This window comes from Streptomyces xanthochromogenes, assembly GCF_014650455.1.
GTDB classification, from domain to species: domain Bacteria; phylum Actinomycetota; class Actinomycetes; order Streptomycetales; family Streptomycetaceae; genus Streptomyces; species Streptomyces xanthochromogenes.
Window position 1 is genome coordinate 187,718 of sequence record NZ_BMUZ01000015.1, and the last position, 25,499, is coordinate 213,216.

Below are 25,499 nucleotides of genomic sequence, written 5' to 3' on the forward strand. Positions count from 1 at the left end.
GGGGGGCTTGCCCACCCGCCCGCCCATATAGCGGGTTGGATCGGCTGAGCCCTGGGGCTGCGCCCCAGACCCCTGCGGGGGCTCCGCCCCCTGCACCCCCGTTCGCGCCTGAACGGCGCTCGTCCTCAATCGCCGGACGGGCTGTAGGTGCCCCAGTACCGAGTCTTTCAGGGGCGCGAGGAACTGCGCGACCAGCCACGCATGGTGCGAGGCCGACCACGGCTTTCTAGGAGCGCGGGGAACTGCGCGACAAGCGGGCACGGTCCGCAGCCGAGAACGGGGTTGGGGGCGCGGGGAACTGCGCGAGAAGCGACCACGGCACGAGGTCGACGACGGGTTTTGGGGCGCGGGGAACTGCGCGAGCAACCACGCACGGTCCGAGGTCGTAAACGGGGTTAGGGGCGCGGGGAACTGCGCGAACGGCCACTACGGTCCGCAGCCGTGAACGGGGTTGGGGGCGCGAGGAACTGCGCGACAAGCGGGCACGGGCCGCAGCCGTGAACGGGGTCAGGGGCGTGGGGAACTGCGCGGGCGGCCCCGGGGGCATGGGGCAGGGCCCCTGCCGGTAAGGCAGGGGCCCTTTGGGGCGCGGGGCGGATCAGGCGGTAGCCAGTCGCTCCAGATCCCCCACCACCCGCGCCGGACTCGGCATCTCCGCCATGTCGGCCCGCAACTCCCGCGCACACTTGAGGTAGCGCGGGTCCTCCAGAACGTCCCGGATCGCCTCCCGCACCTGGCCGGGGTCGTTCTGCGGGGCCGCCTCGCCGAGTACCCGGGCAGCGCCGGCCGCCGCGAGCAGCTCGGCCGAGGCGAACTGGTCGACGATCTGCGGCAGCACCACCTGGGGGAGCCCGAACGCGCACGAAGTGAGCGTCGTGTTCGCGCCGCCGTGGTGGATGACGGCGTCGCAGTCGCGCAGGAACAGGTTCAACGGGACCGGCTCCACCACCCGTACGTTGGACGGGACTTGGCCGAAGCCCTCGTGGAAGGCGGAGTCCGCCGTCACCACGGCCTCGACGTTCTCCAGGCCCTCGAAGGCCGCGATGATCGAGCGGTACAGGCCGGTGCCGTTGAGCACCAGGGTCTGGCGGCCGAGGCAGACCACGACCCGGCGCACCCCGTCGGCGGCCGGCCGGTGCAGCCAGTCGGGCACGGTGCCGGTGCCGTTGAACGGAACGTAGCCGATCGGTGCGCCCGGCGCCGCGCTCGGGTGGTGCAGCGCGGGCGGGCAGGGGTCGAGCAGCAGCGTCGGGTCGGGCAGGCCGTCGAGGCCGAGCCGCTCGGCGGTGCCGTACAGGAAGTTGCGCGCCGAGGCGCGCGAGGGACCGCTCAGCGGGTCGACGCCCCAGCGGTGCTGCACCGACGGGATGCCGAGCGCGCCAGCGACGAGCTGGCCCGCCAGCTCCATCTGCTCGGAAACGATCAGGTCGGGCCCCCACTCGCGGGCGAACTCCAGGTAGGAGCTCACCAGATAGCGGGCGTGGGTCTCCCACAGCTTGGTCGTGCCCGCCATCTTCTCCGGCGGGGTCGGGCCCATCAGCTCCAACGGACGTACCCCGTCCGGGAGATGGCGCTGCAGGACGTCAAGGCCGTGGAAGCGGTCGCCGATGTCGACGGCCGAGATCCCGGCGGCGCGGGCCGCGTCCGTGACGTCAGGCTGCGCGGCGACCATCACCTCGTGACCCGCTCCCATCAGCGCCCAGGCCAGCGGCACCATCGGGGTGAAGTGGGTGGGGAAGGGGGTGCTCAGCATCAGTACGCGCATCGACTTCGTCCTCCTCGGACGTGGGGGCGGCCGGGACGGCCTCTTCGGTGGCCTCTCCGGCGGAGGCTTCGGCGGAAGGTTCGGCGGAGCCGTCGCCGGACAGCGCCGCGGTGTTGACGTCGACGTCCTTCATGAGCAGCGCCGTGACGAGGGCGAGGAGCAGCAGCCCGGCGGCGGTCAGGAGCAGCGTGGACGTGGCGTGGGCGAAGGCGTCCGTCACGAGGTGGCGGCGGACCGCGTCGAGCCCGGCGAGCTGCGCCGCGGCGGCGTCCGGGTCCTTGACGCCGGCGGCTCCGGCGGCCGAGGCGAAGCGGGCGCTGAGCACCGCGCCCAGCACGGTGCCGCCGATGGTGGTGCCCAGCATGGTCGCGAACCGCGAGGTCGTGGTGACCACGCCCAACTGGTCCGCGGACGCGGCCGACTGGGTCATGAACAGGGCGATCTGGGTCACGCCGCCCAGGCCCACGCCGAGCAGCAGGAGCAGCAGGTCGAACTCCCATACGGGAGCGTCGGCGACGGTCAGGCCGAGCCCGGCGACGGCGGCCGCCGCCGTGGCCGTGGTGGTCACCAGGACCGCCTTGCACTTGCCGGTACGGGTGATGATTTTGCCCCAGCCGAGGAAGACCAGGACCACGCCGACGGCGAGCGGGATCAGATGCAGACCGACCGCGTCGAGCGAGACGCCCCGCACGATGTTCAGGTAGTTGATGAGGAACACCGGCAGTGAGAGCAGCGCGAAGCCGCCCACGAACTGGAGGATGGCCGCGGGCCGGAACACCTTGTCCGTGAACAGGGTGAGCGGCATCAGGGGATCGGATGCCTTGAGCTGCCGGGCGACGAACGCCCCGGCCATCAGGAGGCCGCCGTAGAAGTAGGGCAGCACCGGCCCGGAGAACGAGTTGTGCTCCCCGTACGCCTTCACGCCGAGCAGCAGCGCGCAGGTGGCTGCCGCGATGAGGACCGAGCCGAGGATGTCGACCTTCTGCCGGGTGCCCTTCACCGGGAGGCGCAGCGCCCAGGCGACGCCGGCCAGGGCGAGGCCCGCCAGCGGTACGTTGAGCAGGAAGATCCAGCGCCAGGACAGGTTCTCGCTGAGCGGTCCGCCGATCATGGGCCCGGCGATGATGCCGGCCGCGATGAGTGCGCCGCCCGCGTTGGAGCGTCCGGCCCGGGACTTGGGCGGGTACAGGGTGGCGATCACGATCAGCGTCATGCTCATCAGGCCGCCGCCGCCGAGCCCCTGTACCGCGCGGAAGACGATCAGCTGGGTGAGCGAGTGCGCGGTCGCGCAGAGCGCGGAGCCCGCGAGGAAGGTGCCGAGCGCTGCCAGATAGATGCGGCGCGGCCCGTAGCTGTCGCTGAGCCTGCCGTACAGCGGCTGCGCGGCCGTCGCGGCCAGCAGGTAGGCGGTGATCAGCCAGGGGAAGCGGTCGATGCCGTGTGCCGGGTCGAGGTCGCGCACGATCGGCAGGACGGCCGAGGAGATGATCGAGCCGTCGAGCAGGGCCAGGGTCATGGTGGCCATCGCGCAGACGATGAACACCAGGACCTGGATGTCGCTCATGCCGTTCGGGTTGGGCTTCTTCTCCTTGGTGTTCTCCTTGGCGCCCTCTTGGGGCGTCGCGTCGCTTCCGGTGACTTCGGCGCTCACGTCGGTGCTCACGCGAGGACCTCCTGACGTGTCGTCAATTCGGTGAGCAGGGTGACCGCTTCGGCCGCGGTCGGCATGTTCTGGGTCTCGGAGCGCAGGCGCTGGGCGCCGGCGCGGTAAGCCGGGTCGGTGAGCAACTGGCGTACTGCGGACGCGAGTTCGGCGTCGCTGTTCTGCGACTCGGCGCTGTCCAGGCTGATCCCGGCGTCCGCCGCGGCTACCCGGTCGCCCGCGACGAAGGTCTCGTCCAGCTGCGGAAGGACCAGCTGGGGGATGCCGAGCGCGGCGGCGGCGAGCGTGGAGCCGGGCCCGCCGTGGTGGACCACGAGGTCGGCGCCGGGGAACAGCAGCCCGGGCGCGGTCTCCTCGGTGTACGTCATGCCCTCGGGCAGTGCCCCGATCGTGGCGCGGTGCTCGGGGGCCGCGGAGACGACCGCCTCCACCCCCTCGGTGGCGGCCAGCGCGTCCAGGACCCGGCGCAGCAGCGGGGCGCCGTCCAGGTCCAGGGTGTAGCCGCCGAGCGCCACCGCGACCCGGCGTCCGGGCGAGGCCGTGTACGTCCAGGGCGTGCCGTCGCCGGTGTGCGGCTCGGGGCGGATCGGCCGGGCGGGGGGTGCGTCGGTGGCGGCGAGCGCGGGCGGCGCCGGGTCGAGGACCAGGTCCGGCTCCGGCACGGAGTCCAGGCCGAGGCGCTCGCACAGCGGGCCCAGCCACATCCGGGTCTGGCCGAGCATGAACTCGCTGGTGGGGGCCACGCCCCAGCGGTGCCAGACGCTCGGGACGCCGAGCACCTTCGCGACGACGGGGCCGGCGAACTCCATGTGGTCGCCGATCACCAGGTCGGCCCCCCACTCGCGGGCGAGCTCCAGGTAGTCGTACAGGAAGTAGGGGGCGTGGTTGCGCCACATCTGGGCGGCGCCGTCGATCTGCTGGGCCGGCGGGCGGCCCACCACCTCGATGGGGCGCAGGCCCTCGGGGCGCCGGCCCCGGCGCAGCTCGCTGTAGTGGAAGGCCTCGCCGAACGTCGCGGTCGCAAGGCCCGCGGCCGCGGCGGGTCCGGTCACGTCGGGCTGCCCGGCGACGAGCACCTCGTGTCCCGCGCCGGTGAGCGCGCGGACCAGCGGCAGCAGGGGCAGGAAGTGCGTGTCGACGGGGGTGGCGATGATCAGTGCGCGCATCGGAGGTTCTCCAGGTCACGGACGACGGCGGCGGGGCTCGGCATGGCGGCCATGGTCTCGGCGAGGACGGTGGCGCCCTTGGCGATCCGCTCCTCGGCGAGCAGGGTGCGCACGGCCTCGGCCACCTGGGCCGGGTCGTTCTGCGCCTCGGCCGTGCGCAGGGTCAGACCGGCGTCGGCGGCGGCCAGCAGGTCGCCGCCCTCGAACTGGTCGACCAGCTGCGGCATGATCAGCTGCGGTACGCCGAAACTGGCCACGGCGAGCAGGGTGTTGGCGCCGCCGTGGGTGACCACCGCGTCCGTCTTGTCGAGGAAGCCGTTGAGCGGGGTCGGCGGGATGATGGTCACGTTGGACGGGATGGTGCCGAGCTCGTCGACGAACTCCTCCTGCACCGTCATCACCGCGTCGGTCTCCGGCAGGTCGCCGAAGGCCTGGACGATGCCGCGGAACATCGGGAGCCCGCCGAGCGAGATGGTCTGGCGGCCCATGGTCACGCAGACCCGGGGCCTGTCGCCGCGGTGGCGCAGCCAACTGGGCACGGGCCCGGTGCCGTTGAAGGGGATGTGCCGGATCGGCGCACCGGCGGGCGCGCCCGCCACCAGGAGCTGGGGCGGCGCCGGGTCGAGCAGCAGATCGGGCTTGGGCAGGCCGCCCTCGATGCCGAGCCGCTCACAGGTGCCCTGCAACAGGTCCTCGGCGGTGGCCCGCATCAGGTGGCTCATCGGGTCGACGCCCCAGCGGTGCGAGACCACCGGGATCTTGTGCACGCCGCCGATGAGGCAGGCGACCCAGTCGAATATCTCCGAGATCACCAGGTCCGGCTTGAACGCCTCGGCGACTTCGAGGTACTTGGGTGCCATGTAGCGGGTGTGCAGGACCCACACCCGGGAGCCGATCATGGTCATCTTCGGGGTGAGCGGCCCGACGATCTCGATGGGCCGCTTGTTCGGCGGCAGTGGCGGGCTGAGCAGGTCCCGGCCGAAGAACTGGCGTCCCACGGAGACCGTGTTGAGACCCGCCGAACGGGCCATCGGGATGATGTCGGGCTGGCCCGCGACCAGGACCTCGTGCCCGGCGCCGCGCAGCGCCCAGGCCAGCGGCACCATGCAGGTGAAGTGGGTGGACTCGGGGCTGCTCAGGATCAGTACACGCATGAGGTGTCCTTGGAGGTGAGGGGAGCGGCGAGGGGCGCGGCCGGTTCGGCGGGGCCGCGGCGCAGACGCTCGGTGTACGCGGTCACCACCCGGTCGGCGATCTCGGCCGGGATGCGGTCGGTGCGTACCGAGGCGGTGATCAGGGCGCCGTCCGCGGTGGTGCGGACGTCCAGCTCCAGCTCGGTGAACATGGTGGGCGCGCCGATGCGCGACAACTGGGTCGTGCAGTCGGCGAGTTCGAGCCGGGGGTCCGGGTCGTCCTGCATCAGGAAGCTGGGCATCGGGCGCAGCGACTCGCCGCCGCCGGTGAGCACCACGGTCCTGGCGAGCTGGGCGCCGCCGGTCTCCTGGGCGGCGAGCGCCTCGTCGACATGGGTGACGGCGCGCTCCAGGAGGCCGGAGCCGTCTTCCTTGTGCGGCGGCCAGAAGCGCAGGAAGAGCAGATCGACCCGGCAGCTGACGGCGGAGGCGAGTACCTCGCTGCCGCGCCGGGCCACCGGGACCTTGACCGCGATGTCCTCCTGGCCGGTCAAGTCGCGCAGAACGAGGCCGAATTGGGCGGCGAGCAGCGCGAAGCGGGTGGTGCCGAGGGTCCGGGCCCGCTCGTCCCAGCGGGCGAGCTCGGCGTTGGTCACGGTCAGCGCGGGGGAGTGGCCGGGCCCGGCGTTGAGGTCGTTGTCGACGCGGCCCGGCAGTTCCAGGGGCTCCTGGAGCTCCAGATGGTCCTCCCAGTACTCGGCCTGCGCCGCCAGGTCCACCCGGGCGGTCACCCTGCGGTGGTCGGCGGACACCTCGGCGAGCGTCGCGGCGGGGGCCGGGTACTCGGGGGCACGGCCCGCGCTGCGGGCCGCGTAGGCGAGGGAGAGGTCCCGCGCGAGCACCGTCTCGGAAGCACCGTCGAACGCCACGTGGTGGGCGACCAGGCCGAACAGGGTGCGTCCGGTGTCCTGCGCGCGCACGGCGGCGGACCGCCACACCCGGGCGTCGCGGACGGACAGCGGGGTGAGCGCCGCCGCCAGCCAGTCCTGGGCCGCCCGCTGCTCGTCGGCCGCGTCAGGGAGCAGCAGCACCTCGGCGTCGGCCGGGACCTGAGGCACCACCGCGTACCCGATCTCGTTGTTGCGGATCAAGTACCGCGCGTGCAGGGCCTGGTGGCGCAGATGCACGTCGCCGGCCGCGCGGCGCAGCGCGTCCAGGTCGACCGGCCCCTCGATCCACCAGGTCATCCGGCACAGACCGCCGAGCCCGTCCTTGTCGTGGGCGGCGGCGAACAGGAAGCCGGACTGCTCGGGCGGCAGCAGGATCTCGCCGGGCTCAAGACCGGGCACCGGGGCATCGGCCGCCTCGGCGGAGCGCGCGGTGGCGTCCAGCCAGGCGGCGAGCCGGCGCACGGTCGGAGTGCGGAAGATCTGCGAGGGCTGGACGGCCGCGCCGAGCGCCGCGTCCAGGTGCTGGCACAGCCGGGCCGCCTCCAGGGAGCTGCCGCCGAGCTCGAAGAACGAGGCGTCACCCGGCACCCGGCCGAGGTCGAGCACCGCGCGGAACCCGTCGGCGACCAGCGCCGCCGTGCCCTCGAACGACTCGGCGGGCGCCTCGGTGCGCTCCTGCTCCGGGCGGACCCGGGCGGCCAGCTCACGCCGGTCGATCTTTCCGTTCGCCAACTGGGGGAACGCGTCCAGGAGATGGACCCGGCGCGGCACCAGATACTCCGGCAGGAGTTCGGTGAGCCGCTCGCGCAGTTCCTCCGGCCCGGTGCCGTGCTCGCCGTGCGTGTAGAACAGGGCGAGCCCGTGGTAGGACCCGTCGGGCTTGGGCATCGGCACCACCGCGGCGCCGGTCACCGTGGCCACCCGCTCCACGGTGCGCTCCACCTCGGCGGGCTCGATCCGGTGCCCCCGGATCTTGATCTGACGGTCGCCGCGGCCGGTGTAGTGGAAGACGCCCTCGGCCGACCGGTTGCCCAAGTCGCCCGTGCGGTAGAGGCGTTGGGTCCGGCCCTCGATCTCGGCCTCGACGAAGACGGCCTCGGTCAGCTCGGGGTTGCCGAGGTAGCCGCGGGCCAGGCCCGGGCCGCCCAGGCACAGCTCGCCGGTCTCGCCCGGCGCGCACACCCGGGTGCCGTCCAGGACGTACACATCGGTGTGCGCGAGCACCCGGCCCAGCGGGATGCCGGCCGGGTCGTCGCAGTCCTCGGGGCGTATCGCGTGCGCGGTGACGACCGCGCCGCACTCGACGGGCCCGTACACGTTCACCAGGCGGATGCCGGGGTGCTCCGCCAGGAAGGCGCGGACCCGGGTCGGGGCGGCCCGCTCGCCGCCGATGGACAGCCACTTCATCCCGGCGAAGGCGCCCACATCGGTGGTGACCAGCATGTTGAACAGCTGCGTCGTCATGAACGCGCCGTTCACGCCCTCCTCGGCGATCAGCGCGCGCAGGGTGCGCGGCACCAGGACCGTCTCGTCGAGCAGCACGGTCGTGCCGCCGGTCAGGAGCATGCTCCAGCAGTCCAGGGTGAAGCCGTCCCAGGTCGGGGGAGCGGTCTGCGGCATCACGGTGCCGGGGCCGAGCTCGGCGTAGAAGGCGCCGTCGAACAGGCGCACCGCGTTCTCGTGGCTGGACACCACGCCCTTGGGGGTGCCGGTGGAGCCCGAGGTGAAGAACACCGAGCAGGCGTCCGTGCCGGTCACCGCGACCGGGGCGGGCCGCAGGCCGCGCGCCGCGGTGAGGCGGAGGTCCTCGGCGGGCGGTGTCCACACCGGCACCGACCAGTCGCCGGCCGTGGTGGTCACCAGGAGGGGCGCCTCCAGCTGGCCGATCACTCCTTCGAGCCGGTCGACGGGCCAGCGGGCGTCCAGGAACGAATAGGCGGCCCCGCACTTGAACAGCGCGAGCAGGACCGCGATCAGCGGAGTGCCGCGCTCCATGAGCACCGGCACCAGATGCCCCCGGCGCACCCCGTGCGCCTGGAGCAGCGCCGCGTAGCCGTCGGACGCGGCGTCGAGTTCGCGGTAGGTGACCGCAACTCCCCGATGGGACAGGGCCGTTGCCTCCGGGAAGCGGCGGGCCGCGTCCTGGAACAGGCCGTGCATCGTCTCGCCCCGCACGAAGCGGTTCGTGCCCGTCGTGGGCTCAAGGAGTACGGTCATCGTCTTCCTGTCTCCTCAGGTGTGGGTACGTCCGTGCGACCGGCTCTCACGCACTCCTCCAGGAAGCCCACGAGCTGGTCGGGGGTGGGCATCCGGTCGGTCTCGGCCCGCAGTGCCTCGGACCGCTCCCGGTACGAGGGCCGCGTCAGGAGGTCCTGGACGGCGGCTCCCACCGCGCCCTCCTCTGCGTCGGCGGGCAGTGCGGTGCCCGCGCCGGACGCGCGCACCAGATCGGACCAGTGCTCCTGGAAGGCGTTGCGCGGAAGGAGCAGCTGGGGAAGTCCGTGGGTGACCGCGATCAGGCCGCTGCCGACCCCGCCGTGATGGACGAGCGCGTCGCAGTGCGCCAGCAGCACGTCCAGCGGGAAGGACTCCACCATCCGTACGCCGTCCGGCAGTCGGCCCGTTCCGGCCGCCTGCTCGGGGGTGACCGCGAGGACCACGTCGGTGTCCAGGGCGAGCAGCGAGCGGACCACGTGGTCGCGCACCTCGTCCAGGGCGCTGGTGGTCACCCCGCCGGTGACGCACACCAGCGGCCGGCCCGAAGGGCGCTCCGAGCGAAGCCAGTCGGGCAGCGCCGCGGGCCCGGCGAACGGGACGTAGCGCATGTTGGCGCGGCGCACCCCGTGCGGCGGGCGCAGGCCCGGCGGGCACGGGTCGATCCACACCGAGGGGCCCACCACCGGGTCGGCGCCGAAGCGTTCGAAGAGCCGCGCGTAGGAGGGGCGCAGCTCCGCCTCGCTCTCGCAGTGCACGCCGAGCGAGACGCCCCAGGTGTGCCCGACGGCCGGCACCTTGACCGCGGCGGCGGCCACCAGGCCCGCGGCGGCCGCGGTGTCGTGCACCACGATGTCCGGGCGCCAGAAGCGGGCGAAGTCGACGAGGTCGTCGGTGAGGGTGTCGGCGACGGCGATCATCTTCTCGATGAGGGCCTCGCTGAGATCGGCGTCGAGCACCGCCGCGGACTCCGAGCCGGCCTTCAACCTGCCAGGGCCCAGGCCGAGTTGGCGGGCCGCGACGGCTCCCGCCGCCGCTTCGTCGCCGACGGGCACGGCCACCAGACCGGCCCGGGTCACGGGGGCCACGCACTGGGGCCGCACCGCCACCCGCACCTCGTGGCCCGCAAGGCGGCAGGCCCAGGCGAGCGGGATGATCCAGGGGACATGGGCCGGGCCGTGCCCCACGAACAACACGCGCATTCAGTTGCCTCACTCCATCGCGTACGGTCAGTGGCAGGGCAAGGGTGGGGGCACCCGCTCGAATGCGACTCGCGTCCGGTACGAACACGAAAGTGCCCGCAGGGGAGTCCCTGCGGGCACTTCACGGGCGGTACGGATCAGGCGCGACGTCCGCCCCTGCGGTAGGCGAAGGCGGCGAAGGCCGCGAGCAGCGCCGTCCACAGGGCGAGGACGCCGAGGCCGGTGCCGCTCGGCGCGGAGTTGGCCGCCGCGTCCCAGGAGAGCTGGGCGTAGCGGTAGACCGGGGTCTCCTTCGACAGCGGCTGGAGCCAGCTGGGCAGCGTGTCGGTCGGCATCATCAGGCCGCCGAGCAGCGTCAGCGTCAGATACGAGACGGTGCCGGCGATCTGGGCGAGCTGCGCCTTGAAGAGGTATCCGATGCCGATGCCGAGCATCGCGAGCGGGGCGATGCCGACCCAGAGCAGCAGGAAGATCTCCAGCCAGGTGCCGGGCGACAGGTCGACACCCCGGTAGAACTTGCCGATCAGGCCGATGACCACGATGGGCAGGATGCCGAGGCAGGTGGCGACGGCGCCGCGGGCGATGACGACCTGCACCGGCGAGAGCGGGGTGAGCCGCAGCTGGCGCAGCCAGCCGAGCGCCCGGTCCTCGGCGATGCCGGTGCCGTTGGTGATGACCACGCCGAGCGCGCCGAACGCGGCCGCGCCGACCATGGCCCGCACCAGGGACTCCTGGTCGGGGCCGCCGCCCGCGAGGGTGACGTAAAGGCCGACCGGCATGATGAGGCTCATCATGAGGTAGCCGCCGTTGCGGACCAGCCGCAGGATTTCGAGGCGGATGTAACCGAGCATCAGGTGGTCCGTCCTTCCGGAGCGGCGGCCGCGTGGCGGGACTGGTGGGTGAGCGCGATGAAGGCCTCTTCCAGGCCCACGCCCGACACCTCGAGATCGGTGAAGGCGTCGGCGCGCGAGAGCGCGTGCACCGTGGAGTCGGAGTCGCTGGTGCGCAGGTGGACGCGCCCGCCGCGGTGCTCCACGGAGCTGACGCCCGGCAGCAGGTCGAAGCCCTCCTGGCGGCCGCGCGGCACGAAGCTGACCGTACGACCCTCGATCATGGACTTGATCTGCGAGGTGGTGCCGTCGGCGACCACCCGGCCCGAGGCGATGACGACGACGCGGTCGGCGCTGTCGTCGGCCTCTTCGAGGTAGTGCGTCGAGAAGAGCACGGTGTTGCCGCGCTCCGCGTACCGCTGCATCGCGGCCCACAGTTCACGCCGCGACTCCACGTCGAGGGCGGCCGTCGGCTCGTCGAGGACCACCAGGTCCGGGTCGCCGGCCAGCGCGAGGGCGAAGCGCACCCGCTGGGCCTGACCGCCGGAGAGCCGGTCCACGTTGCGGTTGGCGATCTTGGAGAGCTCGGCGAGGTCCAGGATCTCCTGGAGCGGCAACGGCTTGCGGTAGGTCTGGCGGACGAAGTCCACCAGCTCGCGCACCGACACCCGGGGAATCATCTTCCCCTCCTGGAGCATGGCCCCCAAGTGCCCGGCGCGCATGGCGAGTTCGGGCTTCTTGCCGAAGACCTCGATCTGGCCCTGGTCCGGCGGGAAGAGCCCGAGGAGCATGTTGATGGTGGTGGACTTGCCGGCGCCGTTGGGGCCGAGCAGGGCGACCGTCTCACCTCGGTGGATCGTCAGATCGATCCCGTCGACGGCACGGACGTTGCCGTACTCCTTGACGACACCCTTGAAGACGACCGCGGGCGGGCCGTGCTGTTCTGCCATGGGGGGTGGCACCTGTTCCCTTTCCTGTGTGAGTGGACGCATGTCAGATCAGCCCTTCCAAGGTGTGGACCAGTTCCGTGGGGCCTGGCAGGCATTCGATCTCCGCGCGTACGTCCTGCGCGGCCTTGCGGTGCCGCTCGTTCTCCAGGAGGTCCACGAGGGCCTCCCGGACGAGCGCGGGGTCGTGCTGCTCGGCCTCGGTGGCGAGGCTGATCCCGGATCCGGACTCCTGGACGAGCCGGCCGGTGGTCTGGAGGAACGGCTTGTCACCGGGCAGCACCAGCTGCGGGACCGCCGAGGCGAACGACGTCATGCTCGTGCCGCTGCCGCCGTGGTGGACGGCGAGCGCGGTGTGGCGCATCACCGGGCCGATCGGGAAGCGGTCGACGACCTTGACGGAGGACGGGATACCCGCGAGCGCCGAGTGGTACTGGGCGTCGATCGGGAACAGCACGTCCAGGCCCTGCTCGACGCAGGCGTCCAGAACGTGGCGGAAGCCCAGCGGCAGCTCGCCCGTTTCGGCGAGCACCCGGCCGTGCCACATGCCCAGGCACAGCAGGGCCCTGGGCCGCTCGGGCCTGTGGACCGCCCAGTCGGGCAGCTCGGCGGTGCCGCAGTAGGGCACGTAACGCGAGAGCAGCCCCGGGGTGTTGTCGCCCTCGGGCAGCAGCGAGGCCGGGCTCGGGTCGATGAGGAGGGCCGGGTCGGGGAAGCCGGGCGCCCCGAACTCGATGCACAGGTCGTGGAGTTGGACCTTGGCCTGGCGAAGCAGCGGGCTGGTGAAGTCGTCCGGGCCCCAGCGGTGGACGACGCCGGGCACGCCGAGCGCGGCGGCGACCACGAGCCCGCCGAACTCCACCGGGTCGGTCATCACCAGGTCCGGCTCCCAGGCGCGGCCGAGCGCCACCAGGTCGTCGATGTAACCGCCGAGCCGGGTGCGCCAGCGCTCGCCGACCGCGTCCCACTCGGAGTCCGCGCGGCGGTCCATGCCGGCCCGGTCGGGCATCGCCACGGCGCCGGGCCGGGTCAGACGCTGGCGGGTCTCGCCGCCGCCGACCGGACGGGTGTCGAGGCCGGCCGCGGCGGCGAACTTCACCAGCTCGGCGTCGCCGGCCACGATCACCTGGTGCCCGGCCGCGCGCAGCGCCCAGGTCAGCGGCACCATCGGCACGATGTGGCTGGGGACCAGAGCGGTCACTAGGACACGCATGTCTCCTCCTGTGCCGCGTGGACGGCGACGAGTTCTTCGAGGTCGGTGACCAACTGCTCCACCGGCGGGCAGGCGAGCACCGAGCGCCGCACGGCCGCGGCGCGCAGCCGGAACGCGGGCTCCGTGAGCAGCCGCCCCAGCGCCTCGGTGACGGTCTCGCCCGTGACCCAGTAGGCGGGCAGATTGATCCCGCTGCCCACGTCGGCGACGTGCTCGGCGGAGTTGGGCTGGTCGTCGTACATGGGCGTGACGAGCATCGGCGTACCGCTGCGCAGCCCCTCGCGGATGCTGCTGTGGCCGCCGTGCGTGACGAACACGTCGGCCGCCTCCAGAAGCACGTCCTGCGGCACCCACTCGGTGAGCAGCCGCACATGCGCCGGCACCTCGCCGAACTCCCCGGGGTCGCGGCCCACGCCGATCGAGACCAGCGCGGTGCACTCCAGGCCGGAGACCGCCTCGATCACGGCGTGCAGCACCTCGTCGGACTTCCACGGCATGGACGGCGCCATGGTGCCGATCGAGGCGTACACCACCGGCTTGTCGTCGGCCAGTTCGGCGAGCCAGGGCAGCGCCTTGTCGTCGCTGCGGTACGGGGCGGTCTGGCGGTAGTGGCGCAGGGTGCGCGGGTCCAGGTCGTCGCCGGTGCACTCGGCCGGGAGCCAGCTGATGAGGCCGTGCCGGTAGGCGGAGTTGTCGTCGGGGTCGGCGGGCAGGCCGAGTTCGGCCCGCAGTGCGTTGAGCGGTCCGTTGGTGACGGCGGGGGGCAGCAGATGCGTGGAGCCGCCGGCCACCGCGATGTGCGGAATGCCGAGCGACTCGGCGGCGAGCAGGCCGCCCATCTCCTCGCCCTCGCGGACGATCAGATCGGGCTTCCAGTCGGCGGCGACGGCGAGGATGTCGCGGGCCGCGGCCAGGGCGGGCGGCCCGAGCACGCACTCCACGAGCCCGTCCTCGTACGCCTCCTGGTCGCCGCGGAACAGCGGAAGCGCGATCGCCTCGACGCAGAAGGGGTCCTTGGCCCAGTCGAACCCGGCCGGGAAGAACTCCAGGCCGTAGCTCACGCTCTCCTCGCGCATGGACTCGTCGTCGGCCACGGCGACGGTGTGCCCGGCCCGGACGGCGGCCTGGGCCAGGGGGATCAGCAGGCGCAGATGCGACTTGCCCGCATGGGCGGTGAACAGGATGCGCACGGCGGGTCTCCGATTGGGGGGTGGGGCCGGCCCGCCTGGGCCGACCGTCGGTCATGCCCAAGAGCGTGACCTGCCCCACTCGAACGGCACTTGAGCCGCCCTTGGCCGGACGTTCCCCGGCCGCACTCAAGTCCGATTCGAGAGGGGGTGGCGACCTTGGGCGCATGCCGTATGCCCGAAGGATTCGACCGAACCGCCGAACAGGGGAGTAGCTGGATGCGTTGGAACGAGATCTATGTCGCCTCGCTCGGCACCTGGCTGCCCGAGCCCGTCCCGGTGGCCGAGGCCGTCGCGGCCGGGGAGTGCGGCCAGGAGTGGATCGACGACTTCGGGTACGAGTCGGTGCGGATCGCCCGGGAGAGCGAGGAGGAGGGCTGGACCGCGCCGCCGGACATGGCGGTCGCCGCCGGCCGCACCGCACACGAGCGCTCCGGCCTGAACAAGTCCGCGTACTCCCTGCTCCTGCACGGCAGCACCTGGTTCCAGGGCCTCGACATCTGGCCCGCCGCGTCCTACATCGCCAAGCGGACCGTCGGCGCCACCGTGCCGGGCCTCGATGTGCAGCAGCGCTGCAACATCGGCATCAGCGGACTCGACCTGGCCGCCGCCCACTTGACGGCGGGCTACGGCAAGGGCAGCGCGGTCATGCTCACCACCGCCGACCGCTTCGGCGGCCCCGGCGCCAACCGCTGGCAGCTGCGGCACGGCAACGCCTACGCCGACGGCGCGACCGCGACCGTCCTGTCCACCGCGGGAGGCTTCGCCCGTCTGGTGGCCACCGCCACCGTCGCCGACAACTCCCTGGAGCCGATGGCCCGCGGCGACGAGGAGTTCGGCCCCGTCTCGCGCGCCGCCGAACGGCAGATCGACCTCACCGCACGCGGCGACGCCCACAAGGCCGTGAGCGACGAGACGATGACCAACATCCGCTTCGGCAAGGTGATGCAGGAGGCCAAGCAGTCCGTCCTGGACGACGCCGGCCTGGAGATCGACGACATCGCGTTCGTCATCATCCCCTCCACCGGCCGCATCAAGGGCCCCTTCCAGATCCACCACCTGCTTGGCGTGGACGAGTCCGAGACCACCTGGGAGTTCGCCCGCCGCAGCGGTCACATCGGCGCCGGAGACTGGGCCGCCGGCCTCGAAAACCTGCTGCTCACCGGCCAGTTGAAGCCCGGCGACCACGTGATGCTCTACGGCGGCGGAGCCGGCTACACCATCACCACCGCCGTCCTGGAAATCCTGGAGATCCCCGCCTGGGCCGAATCCGCAGCGGCCTGAACAAGCCGTCCACCACAAGGAGTTGGCACACCCCATGGAGATAGTCGGCAGGGGCTTCCTGGCCGGACACCTGGCAGGCATCGCCGGACACCACCCCGACGTGGTGGCGCTGGCCGCCGGGGTCTCGGCGGCCGGTGACATCCCGCCCGAGCAGTACACCCGGGAGTCCAAGCGCCTGTACGAGGTGCTGCGGTACTGCGAGAAGAACGGCAAGCGCCTGGTGTTCTTCTCGACGGCGTCCGCCGGAATGTACTCGGTGCCCGACGCCTCGCCCGGCCGCGAGGACGGCCCCGTCTACCCGGCGACCCCGTACGGCCGCCACAAGCTCTCCCTCGAAGCGGTCGTCAAGTCCTCGGACGTCGAGTACCTGATCCTGCGCCTGTCGCACGTCGTCGGCTTCAACCAGCCCGCGCACCAGCTGCTGCCCGCGCTGGTACGGCAGTTGACGGCCGGGCGCATCCAGGTCCACCGCGGCGCGCAGCGCGATCTGATCGACGTCGAGGACGTCATCAAGATCGTGCACACGCTGCTCGTCGACGGCCGCACCCGTGACGTCGTCAACGTCGCCTCGGGCCACGCCCCGCGCATCGAGGACGTCGTCACGCACATGGAGCACCTGCTGGACACCCGCGCCGAGAAGTCCTACGTCGAGGCGTCCGGAGCCCAGCCCGTCTCCATCGACAAGCTCTGCCGTCTCGTGCCGCCGGTGTACGGGCTCGGCTTCGGACCCGACTACTACCGCGCGGTCCTCGACAAGTACGTCCACGCCTATGCGCACCAGCCGGTCACCGCGTAACCCATCCACCCGAAGAATCGGAAGGTCCACCCCATGAGCGAGAACAGCCCCGTCGTCGCGGTCGCCCACTTCGTCCTCAAGGAGAAGCACAAGGCGAAGGGCGCCGAGTTCGAGAAGGCCTACCTCAAGTACAAGGAGGCCGTCGCCGCCAAGGACGGTCTGCTGCGCACCGCGCTGCTGCGCGGCATCAAGGAGCCCGACAACTTCGTCATCCTCACCTGGTGGCGGGACGCCGACGCGCACCGCACCGTCGTCGGCGACTGGCAGTTCTTCACCGCGGTCAGCAGCCGCTTCGTCTACCTCGCGGCCATCACCAGCGTGCACGGCCCGGTCCTGGCCGGCGAGAACGCGGCCAACGGGCTCGGCGAACTCGCGGTGCCGTCCGCGGACGCCGCGGTCGCGCTCACCACGTTCACCCTGCGCGAGGGCGCCGACCAGCAGGCCTTCGAGGGCTCCTTCCTCGGCCACCTCTCCTTCGTGAAGGGCCACGAGGGCTTCCTCGGCCACCAGCTGGTGCACTCCAACCGGGAGACCGGCGCCTACGTCAACATCGGCTGGTGGAGCGGCCCCCAGGCCTACCTGCCGGTCCTGCAGAGCCCCGAGATGGCCGCCGACGCCAAGACCATGGCCGTGCACGCCGAGGTCAAGGGCGGCCTGTACAAGGCGGTCGTCGACTCGGCCCGCACCGAGGTCGCGAGCGTCTGAACCAGCGCATGCGAAAGGCGGGCCGGGTCCTCAGGACCCGGCCCGCCCTTCGCGTTCCGCGGGGTCAGCGAGCGGTGAACAGCCCCTCGGCCACCTCGATCGACGGGTTGCCGAACGCGATGGTGCGCAGCACCTTGCGGTAGACCGGGGTGTGCTTGACGACGGCCGCGAGCTTGGGCCGCACCCGCGTCGCGAACGTGCCGGTCGACAGCATCGCCTTGGACTGCATGCCCTGGAGCCGCATCATCGTGGCGATGTCGGGCGCCCGGCGCGCCTCGAAGCGCCCCAGGAACGCGGCGCTCGCATCCCCGCGGCCCACCGACTCGACGAGCAGCGGGTGCAGCACGACCGCGTCCTGCACCGACAGGTTGATGCCCTGCGCGCCGATCGGGCTGTGCGTGTGCGCGGCGTCCCCCATCAGGACCAGACCGTCGGTGGCCCAGCGCTCGGCGCGCCCGGAGAACACGTCGAGCAGGCTGAGGTCGCGCAGCGAGGTGATCTGCGCGTCGATCAGCTCCGCGTACGCCGGCACCGCCTTCGACAGCTGCGCCTTGACGTGGTCCAGGCCCTCGGAGACGACGTTCTTGTAGCCGCCGTGCGGCAGCGTCCAGCCGACCTGGACGCGGTCGGGCCAGGACCCGTAGGCGAGCACCGGGCTGGTGCCCGCGCTCCTGAACACCCGTACGTCATGGCTTGCCTGGGGGGCGGGCTGGGTCAGCTTGAACCAGAGCACGTCCTGGTCGAAGGCCTCGCTGCGGCCCGCCTCGATGCCGGCGAGCCGGCGCACCTTGGAGAACCGCCCGTCGGCGCCCACCACGACCTTGCTGTGGAAGACGTGCCCGTCGGCGGCGGCCCCGGTGATCCGGCCCCGCTCGTCGCGGAGCAGGGCGTTGACGCGGCAGCCGTCCACGTACTCGAAGTCCGCGAACTCGGCGCAGTGCAGCAGGAGTTCGGTCAGCAGATGGGACTGCGGTATGGACAGGAGGTGGTCGTACGGGGCCGGAAGCGCGCGGTAGTCGATGTCGAGCAGCACCCGGTCCTGCTCGACCAGGCGGAAGCGGTCGTGCTCGTGGCAGCCGCGCTCGCGCGCGCCGGACAGGACACCGAGCCGGTCCAGGACCGTCATCGCGCCCGGCTGCAGGATCTCACCGCGGAACTCCCGCTGGTGGGAGCGGGAACGCTCCACCACGGTGACCCGCACCCCGGACTTGAGCAGCAGCAGGGCGAGGGTCAGACCGGCGGGGCCCGCCCCGACGATGCACACGTCGGCGCGGTGCTCCTCGTCGGCGCGGGCCCCGGCGCGGACCTCCTCGGCGGCGGCGGTCATCGCTGCCCGGCCAGCGCGAGCGCGGCACGCACATCGGTGGTGGCGAGCGCGAGCACCCGGTCGCGGCCGGTGGACGCCACCGCGAGCACGTCCGCCGTCACCCGCACTCCGCCGGGCGCGTCCGCCAGGCGCCAGCGGCGCCGGTAGAGGTCGGCCGGCCCGGGCGGGGTGAGCGGCTTCTGCACGAGGGTGTGGCCGTCGTGCTCGATCTGCACGGTCCTGACGCCGTCCTGGGTGCCGAACCAGGCGCTCTCCTCGCCGTCGCGCCACGGCAGCGCGTCCAGGAGCCGCGCGTGCACCGAGGCCACCGAGCCGGGCAGCACCGCGCTGTCCTCGACCCGGATGACATCACTGGTCAGCGAACTGGGCTGCTCCGTCTTGGACTTGAGGGTACGCATCTGGAGCCCGCCGTGCCGGTCGAGCTCCCCCGCGGTGTCGGCCGGGTCGGCGTCGGTGGTGAACCAGTGCCCGGACACCACCCGGCAGCCACCGCCGGGCCGGGGCAGGAAGTCCCAGGTGCCGCCCAGCTCCTTGATCGGACCCACCGAACCCTGCTGGACGAAGTCCATGCGGAGCGCCACCGGGTCCAGGGTGCGCTTGGACGTCCAGATGCGCAGCCCGCCCTCGGGGCCCGGGCGCACCGCCCAGAACTTCACCTCGTCGTCGTGGCCCCGCTGGGACACGACCTCGGTGTGCGCGATCCAGGGGTAGAGCAGCGGCCAGTCGGCCACATCGGTGAGCGCCCGGTAGACGGTGTCAGCCGAGGCGTCGACGTCGATGCCGGCGCGGGTGCGGTGGATCTCCCGGGCGGTCGTGGAAGTGCTCACAGCGATACCTCTCAGAGGGTGGCGGGGGAGGGGGCGGCGGCCTTGGCGCGGAGCATGCGGCTCAGGGTCAGACCGGGGTCGGTGACCACGACGGACCCGAGCGCCGCGTCGATGCGGGCCAGCAGCTCCGGGTCGAGCACGGCCTCGGCGGCCGCGAGGTTGCGGGCGATCTGTTCGGGCGCCGATGCGCCGATGACGGCCGTGGCGACCTGGGCGTTCTGCAGCACCCAGGCCAGGGCGAGTTGAGGCATCGTCAGATCTGTCTCCGTCGCCAGGTCGGCGACGCGGGCGACGGCCGTGAGGACCTCGTCGGACAGGAAGCGGTAGCGCTGGATGGAGACGTCACCGCCCTTGGCGGCCACCGCCCGCGACCCGGCGGGAGCCTGCTGCCCCGGCCGGTACTTTCCGGTCAGCACACCGCCGGCCAGTGGCGACCAGACCATCTGCCCGATGCCGAGCGGCGCACAGGCCGGGACGACCTCGGCCTCGATGACCCGCCACAGCATCGAGTACTGCGGCTGGTTGGAGACCAGCTCGATGCCCAGCTCACGGGCGAGTGCGGCGGCCCGCCCGATCTCGTCGGCGGCCCACTCCGAGACGCCGACGTAGCGGACCTTGCCCGCGCCGACGGCGTCCGAGAAGGCGCTCATCGTCTCTTCGAGCGGCGTCGAGTCGTCGTACAGGTGCGCCTGGTACAGGTCGATGTGCCCGGTGCCGAGGCGGCGGAGCGAGGCGTCGAGGGACGCGGCGATCCGGGAGCGCGACAGCGCGCCGGGGCCGGGCCCGCCGCCCCTGCCGACCTTGGTGCAGATCACGACGGAATCCCGGTCGACGCCCGCGAGGGCCCGGCCGAGGTGCTCCTCGGCCCGGCCCTCGGCGTACGCGTCGGCGGTGTCGAACGTGGTGATGCCCGCGTCCAGCGCGGCCCGCACACAGGCGGCGGCGGCCCGGTCGTCCAGCTGGTTGCCCGCGGTCAGCGAGTTCCCGAACGCGACCCGGCTGACCACCGGTCCCGAGGCGCCGAGACGGCGGTACTCCATGGTGAATCCCTTCTCTTTCCGGCCGGCCTCTCCGGCGGGCCCTACGAGCGGTCCTGCGGGCGGCTCCGCCGGGCGGACCCCGCCGCCCGGGCCGTCAGGCCCCGGCCGGGGCGAACTCGGCGCGGTTGCCCGCGACATGGGCGGCGGGCGTGGTGCGCACCTCGGCGAACGCGGCGAGCGCCGCGTACTCGGGCAGCGCGGTCGCCGCGAGCGCGGACTCCGCGTCCCGCCAGCGGGTGAGCGCGGTGAACCCGCCGGGCCGCGCGAACAGCGACTTGGCGAGGTCGGCGGCGACGAAGCCGTCGAGGGAGGCGGCGGCCCCGGCGTGGGCCCGGAAGGCGCCCACGAAGGCGTCCGCCGTGTCGCCCTCGACGGTGGACTCGACGGTGAAGGAGTCCACGAAGAGCACGTCACCGGGCTCGCCCGGGGCGCCGTCGAAGCGGGCGATCCCCATCGAGGGGTCGGCCTCCACGGCGACGATCTTGTGGAACTCCTCGGCGTGCTCCTGGAACGTGGCGCTCGCCAGGACCTTCTGGAAGTCTTCGGGCCGTTCCCACCAGCCGAGGTTGACGTAGACCTCGGGCCGCTCCGTGGAGCGCACCGCCTGGTGGGCGACGAAGCCGGGCTGTGCCCGCATCCACTCCACGTGGGACAGGAAGCGGGCCTCGAACTCCTCGGCGCCGGCCGGGTCGAGCAGCGTGAACGTGTTGATGACGGTGAAGGACATGCGGGGCCTCTCCGGTTCAGCCCGCGACGGGCTGATGGCTGGTCAACTGTGTGGCCAGCAGACGGCGTTGGATCTTTCCGTTGCCCGAACGCGGGATCGCGTCGAGCGTCATGGCGTCGCGTACGTGCTGGTAGTACGGCAGGGCGTCATTGGCCTGCGCGATCACATCCGCGAGTGCGTCGGAGCGGGCGCCCGCGAGGACCACCAGGGCGCCGGCGACCGCGCCGTGCTCGACATCCGCGAGCTCGACCACGACGACATCGGCGACCCGGGCGTCGAGCCGCAGCACGCGCTCCACGTCCGAGGGAGCGACCAGGAAGTTGTCGCACTTGAAGACGTCCTTGAGGCGGTCCACCAGGAAGAGCCGGCCGTCCTCGTCGACCCGGCCGACATCGCCGGTGCTGAGCCAGCCGTCCGGCTCAAGGCCGGTGCCGTCGGGACCGCCCGCGTACCCCTGCATCACCTGCGGGCCGCGCAGCTGCACCTCGCCGACGCCACCCGGCGCGAGCACCGCGCGCGAGTCGATGTCGACGACGCGGCACTCGGTCCCGGCGACCGGGGTGCCGACCGAGCCGTGCACCGGGTGGTCGGGGTCGTCGCTGTGGGTCAGCGGGGAGGTCTCGGCGAGCCCGTACCCCTGGAAGACCGGCACGCCGAACCGCTTGGACAGGCGGCGCGCGGCCGGCACCGGCAGACCCGAGCCGCCCGACGCGATGCGCCGGACCGTCGGCATCGAGACCGAGTCCAGGTCCGGGTCGGCCGCGAGCCGGGCGAGGCGCACCGGCAGGCTGTACAGAATCGTCGCCCGGTGCCGGTTGGCGGTCATCAGGGCCGCGTACGGCTCCGGCGAGGCGCACAGCACCTGGGTGGCGCCGGCCGCGATCGCCGAGTTGAGGTGCATCGGGTGGTAGGTGGGCAGGTGGTTCAGGCTGACCGTCTCGCCGTCGAGCCGGTGCGCCCGCGCGATCTGCGCCGCGTTCACGGTCACATTGCGGTGGCTGAGCCGGACGGCCTTGGGGCGCCCGGTGGTGCCGCTGGTGAACTGGAGGGCCGCGGTGTCCTCGGCCCGCCCGGCGTGGGCGGCGAGCGGGGCGTCGGACGCGAGCAGGCCGAGGCCGTCCGCTCCGGCGCCGATCAGCACGACCTCGCGCAGCTCGGGCAGCCGGTCGTGGACCTTCTCCAGGCGGGCGTTCAGGCCCGCGTCCAGCAGGACGACGCGGGCCCCGGCGAGGCCGAGCACATGCGCCAGGTCGTCCTCGCGCAGCAGCGGGTTGACCACCGCGACGGTGTGCCCGGCCCGCACGGCCGCGTAGTAGGCGACCGCGACATCGGGGTGCAGCACCGTGCCGACCGCGACGACCGAGGGCTCCGGCGCGAGCGCCTGGAGGCCGGCGGCCACCTCGGTGACGCGGGCGTCGAAGGCGGCGTAGTCCATCGTGGAGTCGTCGGTGACGACGGCGGGCCGCGCGGGGTGCGTGGCGGCGGCCCGGGACAGCAGCTGGTCGAGCCGCTCCGGCACCTCGGGCAGGGTGTCAGCCACGGAGCGCCTCCGCGTAACCACGGGCCAGCTTCAGGGTGTTGGTGGAGTTGGTGGAAAGGGCGCGGTGCACATAGGCGCGGGCGTCGGCGACCGTCTTGCCCTCGCCGAGGTACTTCTCGATGGTGTCCGTGCGCAGCGTCACGGTGTGCCGCGAGGTCACATCGACACCGTCCGCCGTCTCCACGATGGTCCAGCGGCCGGTGTGGGCGGTCATCAGGCCGGGCACGGTGGTCTGCTTGTAGACGATGCGGTCCGGCGCGAACACGACGCGGATCGACTCGGTGGTGTGCACCGAACCGTCGGCGGTGCTGGTGTCCATCGCCATGACCTGCACACCCGGCTCGTCCTCGGTCAGGTCCAGGCGCGCCACGTGCGGCAGCCGCTCGGGCCACAGGTCGGCGCGGTTCAGGAAGTCGAACACGTCCGCGCCGTCGGCCTTCATGTGGACGGTGTCGTCGAAGGTGAAGACCAACTCGTCCAACTGGGCGTGCTGTTCGGCGAGTTCCTTGATGTTGTTCAGCTCGGCGGCGCTGTTGCGGTCCACGGCCGCGTTGATCCAGTCCACCGAGTCGGGGGCGTCGTCGATGGCCTCGAAGTCGTGGTGGAGTTCGAGCAGCGAGGTCTCGTCGTCCACGCGCGAGACCACCCAGGCGCCGCCCATGCCCGCCACCGGCGGCGTCGAGACCTCCTGGCGGAAGTCGACCCGCAGCCGCTCCGGGTCGAAGGTGCGGCGCGAGATCCAGTTCTTGACGGCGCCGTTGGCGGTCGCCCAGATGTGGATGCGCTCGGCGCGGTCGTCCTGCTCCAGGTGCTCGACGTGCACGTTGGGGCCGAAGTACTGCGGCCACTTGGTGACATCGGCGACGATCCCGTACACGACCTCGGCGGGGGCGGCGACGGCGACGCTGTGGAGGGTGTGGTGCTTCGTTCCGGTCACGGACACGAGTGAATTCCTTTGCTGCTGGCGGGAGTTGAGGGAAGCCGTCGGCTCGGTGGGTTGCCGGTCCGCGGGCTCAGAAGTTGCCGAGGCCGCCGCAGACGTTGAGCGCCTGCGCGGTGATGGAGGCGGCGGTGTCGGTGGCCAGGTAGCCGACCAGTCCCGCGACCTCCTCCGGGGTGGAGTAGCGGCCGAGCGGGATCTTGGAGGTGAACTTGGCGAGGATCGCGTCCTCGGAGGTGTCGTACGCCTCGGCGTAGCCCTGCCGCACCCGCTGCGCCATAGGCGTCTCGACGTAGCCGGGGCAGACCGCGTTCACGGTGATGCCGGTCGGGGCGAGCTCGTTGCCCAGCGCCTTGGTGAAGCCGACGACGCCGTGCTTGGACGCGGAGTAGGGGGCGCCGAGCACCACGCCCTGCTTGCCCGCGGTGGAGGCGATGTTGATGATCCGGCCCCAGCCGCGCTCGCGCATGCCGCCGGCGTTGAGCGCCTCGCGGGTCACCCGGAACACGCTGTTCAGGTTGGTGTCGATGACGTCCTCCCACAGCTCGTCCGACACATCGGCGGTCACACCGCCGCCGCTGCGGCCCGCGTTGTTGACCACGACGTCGACGCGGCCGTACGCCGTGACCGCGGCGGCCACGAGCTCCTTGACGGACTCGGGGCTGCGGACGTCGGCGGTCGCGCCGGACACCTCAAGGCCCTCCTCGCGGAGCTCCTTCACGGTGAGCTCGACGGACTCGGAGCTGCGCGCGCAGATGAACACCGCGAGACCGGCCTGGCCCAGCGCCCGCGCCGACGCCAGACCGATACCGCTGGTCGCCCCGGTGATGAGCGCGACGCGGCGCTCGCTGGTGGCCTTGGGCTGAGTCATACGAATCTCCTCGGATGAGTTGGTGTACGCGGCCAAAGTGCCCACGGCCACTCGAACGGGTATCGAGCCGGGCTTGACCCCGGGCGGGGGCCGCGGCCCCCACCGGCGCACCAGTGAGGGTCGAGCGGCGGGCCCGATGCTCAGGGGGCAGGAAGATCCAGGAGGAGAGGACCCCCATGAGCGTCACCGAGCTGCCGCAGGCGACCACCGCCGGGCTGTACACGGAGATCCAGCAGTTCTACGCCCAGCAGATGCATCTGCTCGACGACGGCCGGGTCGAGGAGTGGGCCCACACCTTCACCACGGACGGTGTGTTCGCCGCCAACGCGCAGCCGGTGCCGGCGGTCGGCCGCGAGGCCATCACGGCCGCGGCCGCCGCGGCGACGGAGGCGTACGCGAAGGCCGGCGTCCAGCGCCGCCACTGGCTGGGCATGGTCTCGGTCGAGGGCGTCGACGGCGACGCCGTGACGGCCCGCTGCTACGCGCTGGTCATCGAGACGCCGCGGGGTGGGCGGCCCGAGATCAAGGCGAGCACGCTGTGTGTGGACCGGGTGCTGCGGGTGGACGGGTCCTGGCAGATCCAGGACCGCCAGATCACCCGGGACGACCTGATCTGACCCTCCCCCCAGACAAGTGCCCGTACGCGATCCCCCGGCGTGCGGGCACTTCTGCGCGTGCGCGGCGGGGAGGGATGGGTGTGCGGCAGGGGTGGGTGCGCATCTCGGGTGCGGGGCCGGGGGGTGCCCTTTCGCGCAGTTCCCCGCGCCCCTTCACCCCGATCTCATCCGCGGACCGTCGTGGCCGTTCGCGCAGTTCCCCGCGCCCCTGAAACCCGTCGTCGTCCTCGCACCGTGCGTGGCTGGTCGCGCAGTTCCCCGCGCCCCTGGCAGTACTGGTACTGGGGCACCTACAGCCCGTCATGGGGGTCCCCCCTGGCCCTTGAGGCCTTGGGGGAGTTTGAGGACGAGCGCCGTTCAGGCGCGAACGGGGTCCGGGGCGGAGCCCCGAACGGGGGTGCAGGGGGCGGAGCCCCCGCCCGGGGTCTGGGGCGCAGCCCCAGGGTTCAGCCGATGCAACCCGCCGCACGGGCGGGAGGGTGGGCAAGCCCCCCGGGGTCTGGGGCGGAGCCCCAGGGGCCCGGAGCCAACCAACCCCGAGTCACGGGCGGGAGG

At 72.5% G+C, this 25,499-nt stretch carries 21 protein-coding genes; 4 read left to right on the forward strand and 17 right to left on the reverse strand.

Going from position 1 to position 25,499, the window contains the following annotated elements; translation table 11 throughout:
* Positions 1-598 precede the first annotated feature (598 nt).
* The 10 genes from IE267_RS33350 to IE267_RS33395 all read right to left on the reverse strand — a co-directional run bounded on the left by IE267_RS33350 (position 599) and on the right by IE267_RS33395 (position 14,273).
* Positions 599-1,765, reverse strand: a complete 1,167-nt coding sequence (locus IE267_RS33350; protein WP_189765709.1) for a nucleotide disphospho-sugar-binding domain-containing protein — start codon at positions 1,763-1,765, stop codon at positions 599-601.
* A complete protein-coding gene (locus IE267_RS33355) occupies positions 1,653-3,428 on the reverse strand; it encodes an MFS transporter (protein WP_189765710.1) in 1,776 nt (591 codons plus the stop codon). The genes IE267_RS33350 and IE267_RS33355 overlap by 113 nt, the downstream gene beginning before the upstream one ends.
* Positions 3,425-4,594, reverse strand: a complete 1,170-nt coding sequence (locus IE267_RS33360; protein ID WP_189765711.1) for a glycosyltransferase — start codon at positions 4,592-4,594, stop codon at positions 3,425-3,427. Before IE267_RS33360 ends, IE267_RS33355 begins: the two co-directional genes overlap by 4 nt.
* Complete coding sequence (locus tag IE267_RS33365; RefSeq protein ID WP_189765712.1) at positions 4,582-5,748, reverse strand: nucleotide disphospho-sugar-binding domain-containing protein; 1,167 nt, start codon at positions 5,746-5,748, stop codon at positions 4,582-4,584. The genes IE267_RS33360 and IE267_RS33365 overlap by 13 nt, the downstream gene beginning before the upstream one ends.
* The gene (locus IE267_RS33370) at positions 5,736-8,894 is read right to left on the reverse strand and encodes a non-ribosomal peptide synthetase (protein ID WP_189765713.1); all 3,159 of its coding nucleotides are present in this window, start codon (positions 8,892-8,894) and stop codon (positions 5,736-5,738) included. Before IE267_RS33370 ends, IE267_RS33365 begins: the two co-directional genes overlap by 13 nt.
* Positions 8,891-10,093 (reverse strand): nucleotide disphospho-sugar-binding domain-containing protein, encoded by a 1,203-nt coding sequence (locus IE267_RS33375; RefSeq protein WP_189765714.1) that lies wholly within the window; start codon positions 10,091-10,093, stop codon positions 8,891-8,893. The genes IE267_RS33370 and IE267_RS33375 overlap by 4 nt, the downstream gene beginning before the upstream one ends.
* Before the next feature lie 137 nt (positions 10,094-10,230).
* On the reverse strand, positions 10,231-10,944 hold the full coding sequence (locus IE267_RS33380) for an ABC transporter permease (protein ID WP_161254873.1): 714 nt from the start codon (positions 10,942-10,944) through the stop codon (positions 10,231-10,233).
* On the reverse strand, positions 10,944-11,873 hold the full coding sequence (locus tag IE267_RS33385; protein ID WP_161254870.1) for an ABC transporter ATP-binding protein: 930 nt from the start codon (positions 11,871-11,873) through the stop codon (positions 10,944-10,946). The genes IE267_RS33380 and IE267_RS33385 overlap by 1 nt, the downstream gene beginning before the upstream one ends.
* Before the next feature lie 43 nt (positions 11,874-11,916).
* Positions 11,917-13,083 (reverse strand): nucleotide disphospho-sugar-binding domain-containing protein, encoded by a 1,167-nt coding sequence (locus IE267_RS33390; RefSeq protein WP_189765715.1) that lies wholly within the window; start codon positions 13,081-13,083, stop codon positions 11,917-11,919.
* Complete coding sequence (locus IE267_RS33395; protein ID WP_189765716.1) at positions 13,071-14,273, reverse strand: glycosyltransferase; 1,203 nt, start codon at positions 14,271-14,273, stop codon at positions 13,071-13,073. The genes IE267_RS33390 and IE267_RS33395 overlap by 13 nt, the downstream gene beginning before the upstream one ends.
* Positions 14,274-14,489: 216 nt before the next feature.
* Between IE267_RS33395 and IE267_RS33400 the strand changes: the two genes are divergently transcribed.
* The 3 genes from IE267_RS33400 to IE267_RS33410 are packed head-to-tail and all read left to right on the forward strand — an operon-like array spanning position 14,490 to position 17,055.
* Positions 14,490-15,554 (forward strand): ketoacyl-ACP synthase III family protein, encoded by a 1,065-nt coding sequence (locus IE267_RS33400; RefSeq protein WP_167153285.1) that lies wholly within the window; start codon positions 14,490-14,492, stop codon positions 15,552-15,554.
* Between the two features lie 34 nt (positions 15,555-15,588).
* Positions 15,589-16,350, forward strand: a complete 762-nt coding sequence (locus IE267_RS33405) for an NAD-dependent epimerase/dehydratase family protein (protein WP_167153287.1) — start codon at positions 15,589-15,591, stop codon at positions 16,348-16,350.
* Positions 16,351-16,383: 33 nt separating this feature from the next.
* Positions 16,384-17,055, forward strand: a complete 672-nt coding sequence (locus tag IE267_RS33410) for an antibiotic biosynthesis monooxygenase family protein (protein ID WP_189765717.1) — start codon at positions 16,384-16,386, stop codon at positions 17,053-17,055.
* Between the two features lie 64 nt (positions 17,056-17,119).
* Here the strand turns inward: IE267_RS33410 and IE267_RS33415 are convergent, their stop codons facing one another.
* The 7 genes from IE267_RS33415 to fabG all read right to left on the reverse strand — a co-directional run bounded on the left by IE267_RS33415 (position 17,120) and on the right by fabG (position 24,327).
* Positions 17,120-18,382, reverse strand: a complete 1,263-nt coding sequence (locus IE267_RS33415) for an FAD-dependent monooxygenase (RefSeq protein ID WP_189765718.1) — start codon at positions 18,380-18,382, stop codon at positions 17,120-17,122.
* Entirely contained in the window at positions 18,379-19,209 is an 831-nt protein-coding gene (locus IE267_RS33420) for an SRPBCC family protein (RefSeq protein ID WP_161254848.1), read from the reverse strand. The genes IE267_RS33415 and IE267_RS33420 overlap by 4 nt, the downstream gene beginning before the upstream one ends.
* An 11-nt stretch (positions 19,210-19,220) precedes the next feature.
* Positions 19,221-20,249, reverse strand: coding sequence for an aldo/keto reductase (locus tag IE267_RS33425; RefSeq protein ID WP_189765719.1), 1,029 nt, complete (start codon positions 20,247-20,249; stop codon positions 19,221-19,223).
* A gap of 94 nt (positions 20,250-20,343) precedes the next feature.
* Complete coding sequence (locus tag IE267_RS33430) at positions 20,344-20,976, reverse strand: antibiotic biosynthesis monooxygenase family protein (RefSeq protein ID WP_167153295.1); 633 nt, start codon at positions 20,974-20,976, stop codon at positions 20,344-20,346.
* Between the two features lie 16 nt (positions 20,977-20,992).
* On the reverse strand, positions 20,993-22,516 hold the full coding sequence (locus tag IE267_RS33435) for a class I adenylate-forming enzyme family protein (protein WP_229861551.1): 1,524 nt from the start codon (positions 22,514-22,516) through the stop codon (positions 20,993-20,995).
* Positions 22,509-23,459: an aromatase/cyclase gene (locus IE267_RS33440; protein WP_189765720.1), complete on the reverse strand. Its 951-nt coding sequence runs from the start codon at positions 23,457-23,459 to the stop codon at positions 22,509-22,511. The genes IE267_RS33435 and IE267_RS33440 overlap by 8 nt, the downstream gene beginning before the upstream one ends.
* Positions 23,460-23,529: 70 nt before the next feature.
* Positions 23,530-24,327: a 3-oxoacyl-ACP reductase FabG gene (fabG, locus tag IE267_RS33445; protein ID WP_161256458.1), complete on the reverse strand. Its 798-nt coding sequence runs from the start codon at positions 24,325-24,327 to the stop codon at positions 23,530-23,532.
* 176 nt (positions 24,328-24,503) lie between these two features.
* Here fabG and IE267_RS33450 point away from each other — a divergent pair, with 176 nt between their 5' ends.
* Positions 24,504-24,944 carry a nuclear transport factor 2 family protein gene (locus IE267_RS33450; protein ID WP_161256456.1) on the forward strand — a complete coding sequence of 147 codons (441 nt, stop codon included), beginning with the start codon at positions 24,504-24,506 and terminating at the stop codon, positions 24,942-24,944.
* Positions 24,945-25,499: the final 555 nt, after the last annotated feature.

What these genes read in the sequence shown, in the direction of transcription:
- IE267_RS33350 (WP_189765709.1), bottom strand. Translation starts at nt 1,765, where the DNA reads ATGCGCGTACTGATGCTGAGCACCCCCTTCCCCACCCACTTCACCCCG.
- IE267_RS33360 (WP_189765711.1), bottom strand. Translation starts at nt 4,594, where the DNA reads ATGCGCGCACTGATCATCGCCACCCCCGTCGACACGCACTTCCTGCCC.
- IE267_RS33365 (WP_189765712.1), bottom strand. Translation starts at nt 5,748, where the DNA reads ATGCGTGTACTGATCCTGAGCAGCCCCGAGTCCACCCACTTCACCTGC.
- IE267_RS33370 (WP_189765713.1), bottom strand. Translation starts at nt 8,894, where the DNA reads ATGACCGTACTCCTTGAGCCCACGACGGGCACGAACCGCTTCGTGCGG.
- IE267_RS33375 (WP_189765714.1), bottom strand. Translation starts at nt 10,093, where the DNA reads ATGCGCGTGTTGTTCGTGGGGCACGGCCCGGCCCATGTCCCCTGGATC.
- IE267_RS33380 (WP_161254873.1), bottom strand. Translation starts at nt 10,944, where the DNA reads ATGCTCGGTTACATCCGCCTCGAAATCCTGCGGCTGGTCCGCAACGGC.
- IE267_RS33385 (WP_161254870.1), bottom strand. Translation starts at nt 11,873, where the DNA reads ATGGCAGAACAGCACGGCCCGCCCGCGGTCGTCTTCAAGGGTGTCGTC.
- IE267_RS33390 (WP_189765715.1), bottom strand. Translation starts at nt 13,083, where the DNA reads ATGCGTGTCCTAGTGACCGCTCTGGTCCCCAGCCACATCGTGCCGATG.
- IE267_RS33400 (WP_167153285.1), top strand. Translation starts at nt 14,490, where the DNA reads ATGCGTTGGAACGAGATCTATGTCGCCTCGCTCGGCACCTGGCTGCCC.
- IE267_RS33405 (WP_167153287.1), top strand. Translation starts at nt 15,589, where the DNA reads ATGGAGATAGTCGGCAGGGGCTTCCTGGCCGGACACCTGGCAGGCATC.
- IE267_RS33410 (WP_189765717.1), top strand. Translation starts at nt 16,384, where the DNA reads ATGAGCGAGAACAGCCCCGTCGTCGCGGTCGCCCACTTCGTCCTCAAG.
- IE267_RS33415 (WP_189765718.1), bottom strand. Translation starts at nt 18,382, where the DNA reads ATGACCGCCGCCGCCGAGGAGGTCCGCGCCGGGGCCCGCGCCGACGAG.
- IE267_RS33425 (WP_189765719.1), bottom strand. Translation starts at nt 20,249, where the DNA reads ATGGAGTACCGCCGTCTCGGCGCCTCGGGACCGGTGGTCAGCCGGGTC.
- IE267_RS33430 (WP_167153295.1), bottom strand. Translation starts at nt 20,976, where the DNA reads ATGTCCTTCACCGTCATCAACACGTTCACGCTGCTCGACCCGGCCGGC.
- fabG (WP_161256458.1), bottom strand. Translation starts at nt 24,327, where the DNA reads ATGACTCAGCCCAAGGCCACCAGCGAGCGCCGCGTCGCGCTCATCACC.
- IE267_RS33450 (WP_161256456.1), top strand. Translation starts at nt 24,504, where the DNA reads ATGAGCGTCACCGAGCTGCCGCAGGCGACCACCGCCGGGCTGTACACG.